Below are 14,214 nucleotides of genomic sequence, written 5' to 3' on the forward strand. Positions count from 1 at the left end.
AAATCCTGGGGCTGGCAGGGACTGGTTCCAGCATATCGGCGCGGCCGCCGACGGCTTGAACGGCTAGGATGGGCGACAGGATGCCGCAGTGGAGGTGGTGATGCGCGTGATGTTGCTGGGGGCGACGGGCCTGGTGGGCGGGCTGACCCTGTCCCGGCTGCTGGACGACCCGCGCTGCAGTGGCGTGGTTGCTCCCACCCGCCGCCCGTTGGGCATGACCCACGGGAAGCTGGAGAACCCGGTGCTGGCCTTCGATGCGCTGCCTGCCGCCGCCGAGTGGGCGCGCGTGGACGCGGTCATCTGCGCGCTGGGCAGCACCATTGCCCAGGCCGGCAGCCGCGAGGCTTTCCATCGCATCGACCATGATTACCCGCTGGCGTTCGCCCGGCTGGCACAGGCACAGGGTGCACAGACCTATGTGCTGAATTCCGCCGCCGGTGCCAACCCGCAGTCGTCGATCTTCTACAGCCGGGTGAAGGGTGAGCTGGAGCGCGATCTGCGCGCGCTGCCCTTCGCATCGTTGACCCTGGTTCGCCCAGGGCTGATAGGTGGCGAGCGCAACGAGGTGCGCCGTGGCGAGCGTTTCGCACTGACGGTGTTGGGTGCATTGGGGCCGGTGTTGCCACGGGCGTGGCGGATCAACCCGGCCAGTGAGATCGCCAAGGCACTGGTCGAGGCCGCGCTGGCCCCGCAACCGGGTGAGCACGTGGTGGCATCGAGCGCACTGGTCGGCTGATGTCGCGTGCGCTGCGCCTGACACAGCTTCAACAGCTGCTGCGCCGCCATCGGCGGCCGGTGGCCGGGCAGGTGCTGGCTGACGCGCTGGGCATCAGCCTGCGCACGCTGTACCGCGATATCGAAACCCTGCGCGAGCAGGGCGCTGACCTGCGTGGCGAGGCCGGCGTGGGCTACCTGCTGGCGCCGAGCGATACGCTGCCACCGATGACCCTGCCGCCCGCCGAGATCGATGCACTGGTGCTGGGCCTGCGCTGGGTTGCAGCGCGCACTGAGCCGGCGCTGGCCGACGCCGCACGCGACGCCCTGGCGCGCATCGCGCATGTGTTGCCTGCTGCCCGCCGTGAGGCGCTGCGTGACAGTGGCCTGCGCGTGGGCCCTTCGCGCGCCGCGGCGAAGGTTCCCGCCGCGCGTCTGCAGGCCGTGCGTGAGGCGGTGGGTTCGCAGCAGCGCCTGACGTTCGGCTACCAGGACGCGCACGGCCAGCGCAGCGAGCGCACCGTCTGGCCGTTCGCGCTGGGCTATTTTGATGAAGTGCCGATGCTGGCGGCGTGGTGTGAGAGCCGCGAGGATTTCCGCCATTTCCGGCTGGATCGCATCCGCCAGGTACGCGCGCTGGAGGATCATTACCTTGTGCCGCGCGCCACCCTGCTGCGAAGCTGGCAGAAGGCGCAGGGCATCGCCCCGGACTGGCTGGACCGTTCGTAGCGTCGAGCTTGCTCGACTGCTTCCGCACTTCGCTTCCTGCTGCTGGGGAGGGCGGCCTTCGCTCTTTGCTCCTGGTAGGGGTCGAGCTTGCTCGACTGCCCTTGATCTTCGCGAACAGCAGTCGAGCAAGCTCGACATCTACCAGAGCAACGGCAGCAACCGTCGAGCACGCTCGACGCTACTGACAGAATCTGTCAGCAGGGCCGTACCACCATGAAGGCTCCCAACAACGGAGCTTCCCCATGTTCACGCCCAGCACCCTGCTGCAGTACGTGCGCGACGTCGCCGCCAGCGCGACTTTCTACAGCGGCATCCTCGGCAAGCCGCCGGTCGAGCAGTCGCCCGGCTTTGCCCTGTTCCTGCTCGGCGATGGCGCCGCACTGGGCCTATGGCAGCGCGATGACGTGCAGCCGCCGGTGTCCGCGCACGCCGGCGCCGCGGAACTGGCGATGGTGGTCGCCAACCCGGAGGCTGTGCAGCAGATGCACGATGCGTGGCGCGCACTCGGCGTGCAGATCCTGCAGGCGCCGGTGACGCTGGAGTTCGGCCACACCTTCGTCGGCGCCGATCCGGATGGTCATCGCCTGCGTGTCTACAGCCGTGCCGAGGGCATGGTGGCGCGCGATTGATCGCCCGCATTGTGTAGACCCACGCCATGCGTGGATGCAGGCACAAAAAAACGCCGGGCAATGCCCGGCGTTTTTTCCAAGTCATGTGCCAACCAACGGTTGGCACCCACCGGTCAGGTGGTCGATCAGCTGGCCAGTGCCAGGTCGTCCATCATCGCGCGCAGGAAGCGGGCGGCTTCGCCGCCGGTCGCCGCGCGGTGGTCGAAGGTGACCGACAGCGGGATCACCTTGTGTGCTTCCACGCCGCCCATCACCGGGGTCATCTGGTGACGGGCACGGCCGGCACCGACGATGGCCACGCACGGTGGCACCACGACCGGGGTCGCGTAGCGGCCGGCGAACATGCCGAAGTTGGACAGCGAGATGGTGTAGCCGCTCAGTTCCGAGGCGGCGATCGAACGCGATTCCACCTGCTCGCGCAGGCGGTTGACGCCTTCGCGGATGCCACGTGCATCGAGCATGTCGGCATTGCGCAGGGCCGGCACGAACAGGCCGTCGTCGGTGTCCACGGCGATGCCGATGTCCACCTGCGCATGCAGGGTACGGGTCAGCGCTTCACCGTCGAACCAGGCGTTCATCGCCGGCACCTTCTGTGCGGCGACCACGATCGAACGCACCAGGCGGGCGGTGACGTCGTTGCCGGGCAGCCAGGCATGGATGTCGGCGTCGTCGTTCAGCGTGGTCGGCACCACCTTGCTGTGCGCATCGGCCATCACGCGGGCCATGTTGCGGCGCACGCCCTTGAGCGGTTCCGGCTGGCCCTTGGCGACCACGCCCGGCGGCTGGGTGCGCATCGGCTTGCCGGCAGCAGACAGCGGGGTGCGGGCTTCGCTCTGCACCGGGGCAGACACCTGCGCCGGGGCTGGCGCGGCATACGCGGCGGCAGCGACCGGCGCCGGAGCAGCGCCGAGCTTGGCGGTGCCGTTGGCGGCGGCCTGCTTGACGTCGGCCATGGTCACCGCGCCATCGGTGCCGGTAGCGGCCACGCGGCTCAGGTCCACGCCCAGCTTGCGCGCCATCGCACGCACGGCCGGCACGGCCTTGACGCCACCGACGGCCAGCGCCTGTTCGGCATGCACGGCATTGGAGCTCTGCATGGCGCCGACCACGGTACCGGCGTCATCACGTTCGGCCGCGGCGGGCTTGGCTTCCTCCGCGGCGACCGGTGCAGCCGGCAGCGGCGGCGGGGTCGGTGCGGCGGCCGGTGCGGCCGGTGCTGCGTGGCCATGGCTGTGGCCGGTGTCCTGGCCATCGGCACGCTGCGGCAGGTTCGGGTCCAGTTCGAAGCTGGCCAGCACCGATCCGGTCGGGATGATGTCGCCGGCGCCGCCGGACAGCTTCAGCACCTTGCCGGAGAACGGCGAGGGCACTTCCACCACGGCCTTGGCGGTCTCCATCGAGACCAGCGGCTCGTCCAGCTTGATCACATCGCCCTCCTTGACGAACCACTCGACGATGGTCGCGTCCGGCAGGCCTTCGCCCAGGTCGGGCAGGTTGAAGTTCTTGGTCTGGCTCATTTGCAGTTCTCTTCCAGCAGTTCCAGTTCGCGGGCCGGCAGCCAACCCGTCGCGCCATTGGCGCGCTCGGACCACCACCACCCGCCGTGTTCGTGATGAAGCTTCACCATCTCGCCGCTTTCCACATCCAGCTCGCGGGCGTCGTAGTCGCACAGGGCTTCGGCGCGACCCTCGTCCAGCAGCTGCAACCAGGCGATGGGCGCCCATCCAGCGCGCCCATCGTTGGTGCGTACCCAGGCAAACGCCGGCCATTCCTCGTCACGGACACCTACTTCGACGATCTGGCCGGTGCGGAACCGGAGCGGGTTGGGATACTGGCTGCGGTAAGCCCCCAGAAGGCGGGCCCGCATGTCAGCCGGCCGCCACCGCGCGCTTGGCCGCAGCCACGATCCGCTCAACGCTCGGCAGGTACTTCATTTCCAGGCGGAACAGCGGAATGTGGGTGTCGTAGCCAGTAACGCGCTCGACCGGGGCCAGCAGGTCGTAGATCGATTCCTCGGCCAGGCGCGCGGCGATCTCGGCGCCGAAGCCCGCGGTCTTCGGGGCCTCCTGCACGATCACGCAGCGGCCGGTCTTGGCCACCGATTCGGCGATGGTGGCGAAGTCCAGCGGGCGCAGCGTGGCCACGTCGATGACTTCGGCACTGATGCCTTCACCGGCCAGCTTGTCGGCCGCTTCCAGCGCTTCCTTCACCTGCGCGCCCCAGGTCACCAGGGTCACGTCGGTGCCGTCGCGCAGCACGAAGCACACGTCCAGCGGCAAGGCTTCGCCGTCGTTGACGACCACTTCCTTGTACTGGCGGTAGATGCGCTTGGGCTCCATGTAGATCACCGGATCCGGTTCGCGGATCGCGGCCAGCAGCAGGCCGTAGGCACGCTGCGGCGACGACGGCAGCACCACGCGCAAGCCCGGCACGTTGGTGAAGATCGCCTCGTTGGCTTCGCTGTGGTGTTCCGGCGCGCGGATGCCACCGCCCCACGGCACGCGCAGCACCATCGGGCAGTGCAGGCGGCCACGGGTGCGGTAACGCAGGCGTGCGGCGTGGCAGACGATATGGTCGACCATCGGGTACATGAAGCCGTCGAACTGGGCTTCGGCCACCGGCTTCATGCCCTGTGCGGCCAGGCCGATGGTCAGGCCGGCGATGGTGGTTTCATCCAGCGGGGTGTCGAGGATGCGGTCCGAGCCGAAGCGCTGCTGCAGACCGGCAGTGGCGCGGAACACGCCGCCGTTGACGCCCACGTCTTCGCCCAGCACCAGCACCGACGGGTCGTGTTCCAGCTCCCAGGCCAGCGCCTGGGTGATGGCTTCGATGAGGGTGATCGGGGTGGTGGTCATGCTGTCATCTCCGCGCGCGACAGCAGCGCTGTCGGCGGCGTTGGTGTGCGCGCCGGGCGCGCCGTTCTTGATCTCATCCATGGCGCTTCTCCAGGGCGATCGCCTGGGCACGCTGGGCCAGCAGGTCCGGCGGCGGATCGGCATACAGGAAGTCGAACATCGCCTCGACCGGCTGCACCGGCGTGTTGAGGTACAGGTTCACTTCCTCGTCCACGCGCTTGCCGCACTCGGCAACCCAGGCGGTCTCTTCGTCTTCGCTCCACACACCGGCGTTGATCAGGTACTTGCGCAGGCGCAGCATCGGCTCGCGTTGCCAGGCATCCTTCACTTCGGCGTCGTCGCGGTAACGGCGCGCGTCATCGGCGGTGGTGTGGTCGGACAGGCGGTAGGTCATCAGTTCCAGCACGGTGCCGCCGTCGCCGGCCAGCGCACGTTCGCGCGCCTGCTCCATTGCCGCCAGCACTGCGATCAGGTCGTTGCCGTCCACCTGCAGGCAGTGCAGGCCGCCGGCCAGGCCTTTCTGCGCCAGCGTTTCGGCACCGGTCTGGGCCGAACGCGGGACCGAGATGGCCCAACCGTTGTTGACGATGCACAGGATCAGCGGGAGCTTGTAGGCGCCGGCCGAATTCAGTGCTGCGTAGAAGTCGGTCTTGGAGCTGCCGCCGTCGCCGCACACGGCCACCGCGATCTGCGCTTCCTTGTTGAGCTTGAACTTCAGCGCCGCGCCGGCGGCGTGCAGGCACTGGGTGGAAATCGGCACACAGAACGGGAAGTCCTTGGCCGCGTTGCCGCCGTAATCGTTGCCGCGTTCGTCGCCGCCCCAGTACATCAGCACGTCGTGCGGGCGCACGCCACGCATGAACATCGCGCCATACTCGCGGTACGAAGGTGCGAACACGTCGTCCTTCTGCATCGCAGCGCCGATACCCACGTGCGCGGCTTCGTGGCCCAGGCAGGCGGCATAGGTGCCGAGCTTGCCGGTGCGCTGCAGCGCGATGGATTTGCTGTCGAACGTACGTACGAACAGCATCTGCTTGAACAGCGGTACCAGGACCTTGGGGTCGCGCAGCGACGCGGGCAGGTCATCGCGGACGAGCGTGCCGTCCGTATCCAGGTACTGCAGGTATTCGATCTTGAATTCAGCGGCAACCGTCATTGCGTACTGCACCTTCGACAGAGAAGTTACAAATGATATGAATCGCCATGTTAAGGAACGCGTACGGAATAGCCTTCCTGCGCCGCAACACGGCGATTCCCCGTTTTACCCCTGCCGGCGGGTGGGGGGCCAATAACAACAACGTATTCAGTCGTTGCTGCAAAGCATCAGAATACGCCTCTGGCTGACCGCCAGTACAACGCCCTGGACGGTTCCACGCGCAGGCCCGGGATCGGCCGATGCTCCACGGCCAACCGCACGCCCGGGTATGGACCCGGCGGCTGCCAGCATGGCGGCAACGCGCTACCCTTGCCGCCCCCGATCTGGTCCCGCCCATGTCCGTCGACAACAACCAACGCGATCTCGAAGCCGGCATCCACACCGACCTGCAGGGACGCCTGACCTACGGCGGCTACCTGCGGCTGGACCAGCTGCTCAGCGCGCAGCAGCCGCTGTCCAACCCGCCGCACCATGACGAGATGCTCTTCATCATCCAGCACCAGACCTCGGAGCTGTGGCTGAAGCTGCTGGGTCATGAGCTGCGTGCCGCAATCGGCTTCCTGCAGCGCGATGAAGTCTGGCAGTGCCGCAAGGTGCTGGCGCGCAGCAAGCAGGTGCTGCGCCAGCTGACCGAGCAGTGGTCGGTGCTGGAAACGCTGACGCCGTCCGAGTACATGGGCTTCCGCGACGTGCTGGGCCCGTCGTCGGGCTTCCAGTCGCTGCAGTACCGCTACATCGAGTTCCTGCTGGGCAACAAGAACGCGCAGATGCTGCAGGTGTTCGAGCACGATGCGGCCGGGCAGGCGCAGCTGCGCACCGTGCTGGAGGCGCCCAGCCTGTACGAGGAATTCCTGAAGTACCTGGCCCGCTTCGGCCATGCGGTCCCGGCGGTCTACGAGGCCCATGACTGGACCCAGCCGCATGTGGCCGACGACGCACTGCAGCCGGTCTTCGAACGCATCTACCAGGACACCGACCGCTACTGGCGCGAGTACTCGCTGTGCGAGGACCTGGTGGACCTGGAGACCGCCTTCCAGCTGTGGCGATTCCGACACATGCGCACCGTGATGCGGGTGATCGGCTTCAAGCGCGGAACTGGCGGCTCGTCCGGCGTGGGCTTCCTGGCCAAGGCGCTGGAACTGACCTTCTTCCCCGAACTGTTCCAGGTGCGCACCAGCCTGCAGGCCGCGCCCCCGGCAGAGCAGGGCTGATCCGTATTCAGCTTGGATCCCGGCCGGCGGCTGGATCGTTTCAGATGCAAGTTCAGGGAGCAGGCTGGCACCTGCCTCAAACGGCGTGTATTTGACGTGAACGCCAGAAGTCGGTGATCCTCGCGCGTTGCTCCAACTGCACATCGGACGTGCTCGTCATCCACCGAACCAGGAAATCCGCATGAGCCTAAACGCCACTGCGAACACCCCAGAGCCGGCGCTGCCGGACTTCAAGACCACGCTGGGCCACCCGCGCCCGTTGTGGATGCTGTTCATGACCGAGTTCTGGGAGCGCTTTGCGTTCTATGGCATCCGTTGGGCCTTGGTGCTGTACATCGTCGCCCAGTTCTACAACGGCAGCGCTGCCGGTGAAGGCGACGCCAGCCGCATCTACGGCGCCTACCTGGCCCTGGTGTATGCCGCAGCGATCTTCGGTGGCTACGTGGCCGACCGGGTACTGGGCTATCAGCGATCGATCCTGACCGGCGCGATCATCATGGCCGCCGGCCTGTTCATGATCTCGCTGCCGCAGGAGCACATCTTCAAGCTCGGCCTGGCCACGATCATCGTCGGCAACGGCCTGTTCAAGCCGAACATCTCGACCATGGTCGGCAAGCTGTACGGCCTGAAGGACGAGCGTCGCGATTCGGGCTTCACCATCTTCTACATGGGCATCAACATCGGCGCGATGATCGCCCCGGTGCTGACCGAGTACCTGGCCCGCAAGGTCTTCGGTACCGACGCGATGCCGTCCTACAAGGTCGTGTTCATCGCTTCGGGCGTGGGCATGCTGATCTCGCTGGTGTGGTTCTACATCGGTCGTGCCGGCCTGAAGGGCATTGGTGCACCGCCGGCCGGCGCTGAAGGTTTCGGCCGCATCATCATGGTGCTGGTCGGTGCCCTGGTCGCCATCCCGGTCGCCTACTTCCTGCTGGCCACCGGCGCCACCGCACTGGCCTGGATCCTGGGTGCGATGTTCACCGCGCTGGCCATCCTGCTGCTGGTCGAGGGCATCCGCGAGGGCAAGGTGCAGCGCGACCGCGTGATCGCCATGCTGATCATCTTCGCCTTCAACGTGATGTTCTGGATGTTCTTCGAACAGGCAGGCAGCTCGTTCACCTTCCTGGCCGAGAACATCGTCAACCGCCAGATGGGTGACTGGACCTTCCCGACCGCGTGGTTCCAGTCGGTCAACTCGGTGGCCATCATCACCCTGGCGCCGATCATCGCCTGGATCTGGGTGGCCCTGGGCCGCGCCAATCCGTCCATTCCGCGCAAGTTCGGCCTGGGCCTGCTGTTCAACGGCGCCGCCTTCGCCCTGCTGATGTACGCGCTGTCGCAGATGGTCGTGGACGGCAAGATCCCGTTCTGGACCCTGTTCATGGTCTACGTCATCCAGTCGGTGGGTGAGCTGTGCCTGTCGCCGATCGGCCTGTCGATGGTGACCAAGCTGGCCCCGGTGCGCCTGGTTGGCTTTGGCATGGGTGGCTGGTTCCTGTCCACCGGCATCGGCAACAACCTGTCGGGCATCTTCGCTGGCGTGGTCAGTGGTGAAGGCGGCATGACGGTCGAGTCGGCCCTGAAGGGGTATACCTTCGGGTTCTGGGCCCTGATCGGCTCCGGCGTGGTGCTGTTCCTGGTCGCCCCGCTGATCAACAAGCTGATGCACGGCGTCAAATGATGATGAGAGGGTAGAAGGCATGCGCAGCAAGCTCGGTGGTGCAATGGTGGTGGTCTGTGCGGCGCTGATCGGCGCCTGTTCCCAACCGCAACCGCCTGCAGCCGCCGAGCCCACGCAGCCTCTGGATACCCGACCCACCGAGCCACCGGTCGCTGACCCCAGCGAACCGGTGGCCTCGGGCAACACCCCGGTGGCGGCGGACATCGCCGCCATCGCCGGGCTCGGCGCACAGTTCGACCCGGCCCGCGACCCCGCCGATGATCTGGCCACCGCCAAGGTGGAAGCCCAGCGCGGCAAGAAGCGCATCCTGCTGGAGGTCGGCAATGCCGCCTGCGACCGATGCCATGCGCTGGACGAGATCGTGGAAGGCAACGGCGACCTGCGCCGCTTCCGCGATGCCCACTACGTGTGGGTGAAGGTCAACGCCAGCGACGAGCAGCCCAACACCGCCTTCTTCGCTCAGTTCCCGGTGATGGAGCGGGACTATCCGCGGCTGCTGGTGCTGGATGCTGATGGAAGCCTGCTGGTCTCGCAGGCCACCGGTGAGCTGCGCCGTGGCGAAGCGTTCCAGCCCGCGCGGGTGAGCGCCTTCCTGAAACAATGGGCACCTGACCGGTAGTGCCGGCCGCTGGCCGGCAGGGTTGGTGGGGGCCGGCCGTTGGTCGGCGCTGAGGTCGGGTCGCATCCACGCATGGCGTGGATCTACTGTGGTTGCGGTCACATTCCCGGAATCGGCATCTCAATATCGCACCGCGTTCGCCGTTACCGGCAAGGACCTCAGTCGACGCCCCGTCGACGCAACCTACCGGAACGCCCATGCACAGCGACCACGCCGAACGATTGCCCGAACCTGCCAGCGACCTGGCCGAGGACGGCGCAGGCGAGGGCGTGACGCTGCCACCGCAGGAGGCGCTGCTGGATGACGCGGGCATCGGCGAGGACGCTGTTGAACTGGCACCGCCGCGCCACCGCCTGCCGCAGATCGCGTTGCCCGACAACGTGGTGCTGAAGGGTGCGGTGCAGAAACTGGTCGAGCAGAAATCACGGCTCGATGCATTGGCCGCCGACGGCCAGCTGGCCGGACTGTTGCCGCCGGAATGGCAGGGCCATGGCGTGCGCGCGATCGAACTGTCCACCTTCATCCAGGGCGTGCTGCCGTTCCTGCAGCCAGGCGAGCGTGGCGAGACCGCGCCCGCGCGCCTGCCGGTGCGCCATGTGCTGGGTGACGACAGCCGCTGGGGCCTGGACGATGTCGCCGAACCGAAATCGCTGGCCTGGTACCTGGCCAGCGACGAACGCGCCACCGCCGGCAGCAAGGACGTGGCCGAGGCGTATCTGGTGGGTGCACTGGGGCTGGCGTGGATGCAGGAAGGGCGCAGCCGACCCGGCTTCCTGCGAGCGATGGGCCAGGACAGCCTGGCGGCGCGGGTGACCATGCTCGGCTATCCGCCGGCCAACGAACTGGCGCTGTACAGCGTCACTGCGCATGGCCAGCCGCAGATCTGGTGCGTGCATGGCCGCCGCCGCATGCGCCCGCTGGTGGCGCCCTGGCTGAGTGTTCCGCTGCTGACCGCCTACGGCGTGCCGGCACCGGTGGCGTGGCCGTCCGGTTTCCCACCGGTGGAGGCCGTGGCCGAACTGCTGGCCACCGCCCGCCTGGGACGCGCGCTGCCGGAAGTGGACCTGGCCAAGGCCGTGGCGAAGATTGCCGAGGACGCCGCCTCGGAAGCCTGGCAACCGGTCAGCCTGCTGCAGCTCAACACCTGGTCGCCGCGTTGGCATTTCTTCCTGGGCACCTTCGTCGGCCTGCCGTCGCTGCTGTTGGTGGCTGCGGCGCTGGCGTTGCCGGGGGCGGTCGAAGCAGCCACCGTCGCCGCCTCGCTCGGCTTCGCCGGCGGTGCCATTGCCGCACTGGCCGTGCCGTGGATCCATGCACGGCGCAAGCATCTGAGCTGAAAAAGGGGACGGAGGGGATTAAGCCGCAATCAGCACAGGTGTGCCTGAAACGACTTAATCCCCTCCGTCCCCTTTTTCTTTCAGACCCCTTCGCCCATCCGCTCCAGGCCGTCGCCGGCCAGGCGCAGGATCAGCTTTTCAAGCACCTGCTCCTCCTCCTCGCTCAGCACCGACATCAGCTTGCGGGTGATCTCGATCACCATCGGTGCGATGGTCTCGTACACCTCGAAGCCAGCTGCCGACAGCGCCAGTACCGAGCGGCGGCGGTCATCGCCGTGGGTCTCGCGCTTGATGAAGCCGCGCTCCAGCAGGCGGGCCACGGCGCGGCTGACCGCCACCTTGTCCATCGCCGTGCGGTCGGAGACCTCGCTGGCCGAGGAGCCCGGGTACAGCGCCAGGATGGTGATGACCCGCCATTCGGGAATCGCCAGACCGTAACGATCGCCGTATAGCTTGGCGATGTTGCCGCTGACCCGGTTGGACAGCACGCTCAGCCGGTACGGCAGGAACTGTTCCAGGTCGAGCAGGACGTGCGAGGCACGCAGGCGGGTCGAGGCAGGATCGGCGGGGCTCATGTTGCGGTGCACCTTGCTGGTGGTTTCAAGTGTAACTATAAGGGGTAGGTCCAGACCCTGCATTCTCGCCGGGTCCCTACCTGCCCGCACCTGGTTTGTACCGATGCGGTACCGATTCGGAGCCACGCCATGAATACCGCAGTCCCGACCGCCTCGCACCCCAACCCCGGCATGCAGGTCACCACCTTCGAGAACCCGATGGGCATCGACGGCTTCGAGTTCGTCGAATTCGCCGCCCCGGCCGGCCGTGGCCAGGAGCTGCACGAGTACTTCCGGAAGATGGGCTTCAGCGCGGTGCTCAAGCACAAGCAGCGTCCGATTACCGTCTATCGCCAGGGCGACGTCAACTTCCTGGTCAATGAAGCCCCCGATTCGTTCGCCGCCGACTTCGCCGAAAAGCACGGTCCGTGCGCCTGTGGCTTCGCCATCCGCTTCAAGAAGCCGGGCCAGGAGGTCTACCAGACCGCGCTGGGCAACGGCGCCGAAGCCATCGCCTTCAAGCCGGACAGCAAGGCGGTCAGCGCGCCGGTCATCAAGGGCATCGGCGACTGCATGCTGTACCTGGTCGACCGCTACGGCAGCGCCGGCAGCATCTTCGACGGCGACTACGAGCCGATCGCCGGTGCCGACCTGCATCCGTTCGGCTTCGGCCTGACCTTCATCGACCACCTGACCCACAACCTGTACTTCGGCAACATGCAGCAGTGGTCGGACTACTACGAGCGCCTGTTCAACTTCCGCGAGATCCGCTACTTCGACATCAAGGGCCTGAAGACCGGTCTGGTGTCCAAGGCGATGACCGCGCCGGACGGCATCGTGCGCATCCCGCTGAACGAATCGTCCGACCCGAAGAGCCAGATCAACGAGTACCTGGACGCGTACAAGGGCGAGGGCATCCAGCACATCGCCTGTTTCACCGAGAACATCTACGAGACCGTCGAAGCGATGCGCGCGCAGGGCGTGGACTTCCTCGACACGCCGGAGACCTACTTCGACGTGATCGACCAGCGCGTGCCGAACCACGGTGAAGACGTGGCGCGCCTGGCGAAGAACAAGATCCTGATCGATGCCGATCCGGAAACCCACCAGCGCAAGCTGCTGCAGATCTTCACCCAGAACTGCATTGGCCCGATCTTCTTCGAGATCATCCAGCGCAAGGGCAACGAAGGCTTCGGCGAAGGCAACTTCACCGCACTGTTCGAGAGCATCGAGCGCGACCAGATCCGCCGCGGCGTGCTGTAAGGTCTGCAGGCAATGTCGGCTTCCCGCCGACATTGCCTGTCCGAATGGTCGTGCCGGCCGCTGGCCGGCAATCTCTGGAGTTCCCATGTCCCCCGCCATCACCGCCCGCGGCTACCAGTCCGGCTTCGGCAACGAGTTCGCCACCGAGGCCGTCGCCGGCGCGCTGCCGGTCGGGCAGAACTCGCCGCAGAAGGTGGCCCACGGCCTGTACGCCGAACAGCTGACCGGCACCGCCTTCACCGCGCCGCGTGGCAGCAACCGCCGCAGCTGGCTGTACCGGATCCGCCCGGCGGTGACCCATGGCGAGTTCACCCCGTTCGCGCAGGCGCAGCTGCAGTGTGATTTCGGCGCGCAGCCGGCCTCGCCGAACCAGCTGCGCTGGAGCCCGCTGCCACTGCCGGAGCTGCCGACCGACTTCGTCGAAGGCCTGTACACGATGGGTGGCAACGGCTCGCCCGATGCGCATGCCGGCGTGGGCATCCACCTTTACGCTGCCAACCGCGACATGGTCGGCCGCTATTTCTACAACGCTGACGGCGAACTGCTGATCGTGCCGCAGCTGGGCGCGCTGCGCCTGCTGACCGAGCTGGGCGTGATCGAGATCGAGCCGCAGCAGATCGCGGTGATCCCGCGCGGCGTGCGTTTCCGCGTCGAACTGCCCGACGGCCCGAGCCGCGGCTACATCTGCGAGAACTACGGTGCGCTGCTGAAGCTGCCCGACCTCGGCCCGATCGGTTCCAACGGCCTGGCCAATCCGCGCGACTTCGAAACCCCGCACGCAGCGTTCGAGGATGTGGATGGCGATTTCGAGCTGATCGCCAAGTTCGAGGGCCGCCTGTGGCGTGCACCGATCGACCATTCGCCGCTGGACGTGGTGGCCTGGCACGGCAACTACGCGCCGTACCGCTACGACCTGCGTCGCTTCAACACCATCGGTTCGATCAGCTACGACCACCCGGATCCGTCGATCTTCCTGGTGCTGCATTCGCCCAGTGACACGCCGGGGACCAGCAACATGGACTTCGCGATTTTCCCGCCGCGCTGGCTGGTGGCGCAGAACACGTTCCGCCCGCCGTGGTTCCATCGCAACATCGCCAGCGAGTTCATGGGCCTGGTGCATGGCGCCTACGACGCCAAGGCCGAAGGCTTCGTGCCGGGTGGCGCGTCGCTGCACAACTGCATGAGCGGCCACGGCCCGGATGCGCCGACCTTCGACAAGGCCTCCAATGCGGACCTGTCCAAGGCGGACGTGATCAAGGACACGATGGCCTTCATGTTCGAGACCCGCGCAGTGATCCGCCCCACCGCGCAGGCGCTGGTCGCCGGCCACCGGCAGGGCGACTACCAGCAGTGCTGGAACGGCCTGCGCAACAACTTCCGCTGACACGGAAAAGGGGACGGAGGGGATTAAGTCGCAAACAGCACACGTGTGCTTGAAACGACTTAATCCCCTCCGTCCCCTTTTT

14 protein-coding genes are annotated in these 14,214 nt (G+C 66.9%); 9 read left to right on the top strand and 5 right to left on the bottom strand.

From position 1 onward, the window contains the following. Positions 1-100: 100 nt before the first annotated feature. The 3 genes from AC5P57_RS12590 (at position 101) to AC5P57_RS12600 (ending at position 2,072) form a co-directional block, all read left to right on the top strand. Positions 101-736 carry a Rossmann-fold NAD(P)-binding domain-containing protein gene (locus tag AC5P57_RS12590; protein ID WP_262235442.1) on the top strand — a complete coding sequence of 212 codons (636 nt, stop codon included), beginning with the start codon at positions 101-103 and terminating at the stop codon, positions 734-736. Beyond that, positions 736-1,443, top strand: a complete 708-nt coding sequence (locus AC5P57_RS12595) for a helix-turn-helix transcriptional regulator (protein WP_262235440.1) — start codon at positions 736-738, stop codon at positions 1,441-1,443. The genes AC5P57_RS12590 and AC5P57_RS12595 overlap by 1 nt, the downstream gene beginning before the upstream one ends. Before the next feature lie 242 nt (positions 1,444-1,685). Next, complete coding sequence (locus tag AC5P57_RS12600; protein ID WP_262235439.1) at positions 1,686-2,072, top strand: VOC family protein; 387 nt, start codon at positions 1,686-1,688, stop codon at positions 2,070-2,072. Between the two features lie 125 nt (positions 2,073-2,197). Here the strand turns inward: AC5P57_RS12600 and AC5P57_RS12605 are convergent, their stop codons facing one another. Genes AC5P57_RS12605 through pdhA form a run of 4 tightly spaced genes read right to left on the bottom strand, consistent with a single transcriptional unit; the run spans position 2,198 to position 6,083 of the window. After that, complete coding sequence (locus AC5P57_RS12605) at positions 2,198-3,589, bottom strand: dihydrolipoamide acetyltransferase family protein (protein ID WP_005411350.1); 1,392 nt, start codon at positions 3,587-3,589, stop codon at positions 2,198-2,200. Further along, positions 3,586-3,939, bottom strand: coding sequence for an SH3 domain-containing protein (locus tag AC5P57_RS12610; RefSeq protein WP_012512332.1), 354 nt, complete (start codon positions 3,937-3,939; stop codon positions 3,586-3,588). The genes AC5P57_RS12605 and AC5P57_RS12610 overlap by 4 nt, the downstream gene beginning before the upstream one ends. A 1-nt stretch (position 3,940) precedes the next feature. Beyond that, a complete protein-coding gene (locus AC5P57_RS12615) occupies positions 3,941-5,008 on the bottom strand; it encodes an alpha-ketoacid dehydrogenase subunit beta (protein ID WP_005419896.1) in 1,068 nt (355 codons plus the stop codon). Further along, positions 5,001-6,083: a pyruvate dehydrogenase (acetyl-transferring) E1 component subunit alpha gene (pdhA, locus tag AC5P57_RS12620; RefSeq protein WP_099554048.1), complete on the bottom strand. Its 1,083-nt coding sequence runs from the start codon at positions 6,081-6,083 to the stop codon at positions 5,001-5,003. The genes AC5P57_RS12615 and pdhA overlap by 8 nt, the downstream gene beginning before the upstream one ends. Before the next feature lie 335 nt (positions 6,084-6,418). Between pdhA and AC5P57_RS12625 the strand changes: the two genes are divergently transcribed. The 4 genes from AC5P57_RS12625 to AC5P57_RS12640 all read left to right on the top strand — a co-directional run bounded on the left by AC5P57_RS12625 (position 6,419) and on the right by AC5P57_RS12640 (position 10,931). Next, positions 6,419-7,294 (top strand): tryptophan 2,3-dioxygenase, encoded by an 876-nt coding sequence (locus AC5P57_RS12625; protein ID WP_049417474.1) that lies wholly within the window; start codon positions 6,419-6,421, stop codon positions 7,292-7,294. A 181-nt stretch (positions 7,295-7,475) separates the two neighbouring features. Next, the gene (locus AC5P57_RS12630; RefSeq protein WP_099554051.1) at positions 7,476-8,975 is read left to right on the top strand and encodes a peptide MFS transporter; all 1,500 of its coding nucleotides are present in this window, start codon (positions 7,476-7,478) and stop codon (positions 8,973-8,975) included. A 19-nt stretch (positions 8,976-8,994) separates the two neighbouring features. Then, positions 8,995-9,594, top strand: coding sequence for a thioredoxin family protein (locus AC5P57_RS12635; protein WP_142806893.1), 600 nt, complete (start codon positions 8,995-8,997; stop codon positions 9,592-9,594). A gap of 197 nt (positions 9,595-9,791) precedes the next feature. After that, positions 9,792-10,931, top strand: a complete 1,140-nt coding sequence (locus tag AC5P57_RS12640; RefSeq protein ID WP_262235437.1) for a hypothetical protein — start codon at positions 9,792-9,794, stop codon at positions 10,929-10,931. A gap of 80 nt (positions 10,932-11,011) precedes the next feature. On the opposite strand, the gene AC5P57_RS12645 is transcribed toward AC5P57_RS12640, so the two are convergent. Beyond that, a complete protein-coding gene (locus AC5P57_RS12645; protein ID WP_050815698.1) occupies positions 11,012-11,506 on the bottom strand; it encodes a MarR family winged helix-turn-helix transcriptional regulator in 495 nt (164 codons plus the stop codon). A gap of 129 nt (positions 11,507-11,635) precedes the next feature. Between AC5P57_RS12645 and hppD the strand changes: the two genes are divergently transcribed. Continuing rightward, positions 11,636-12,748: a 4-hydroxyphenylpyruvate dioxygenase gene (gene hppD, locus AC5P57_RS12650; RefSeq protein WP_262235436.1), complete on the top strand. Its 1,113-nt coding sequence runs from the start codon at positions 11,636-11,638 to the stop codon at positions 12,746-12,748. Between the two features lie 85 nt (positions 12,749-12,833). Further along, positions 12,834-14,132 (top strand): homogentisate 1,2-dioxygenase, encoded by a 1,299-nt coding sequence (gene hmgA / locus AC5P57_RS12655; RefSeq protein ID WP_099554057.1) that lies wholly within the window; start codon positions 12,834-12,836, stop codon positions 14,130-14,132. Positions 14,133-14,214: the final 82 nt, after the last annotated feature.

The sequence above is a fragment of the Stenotrophomonas sp. YJH_SMC_79 genome (assembly GCF_059367995.1).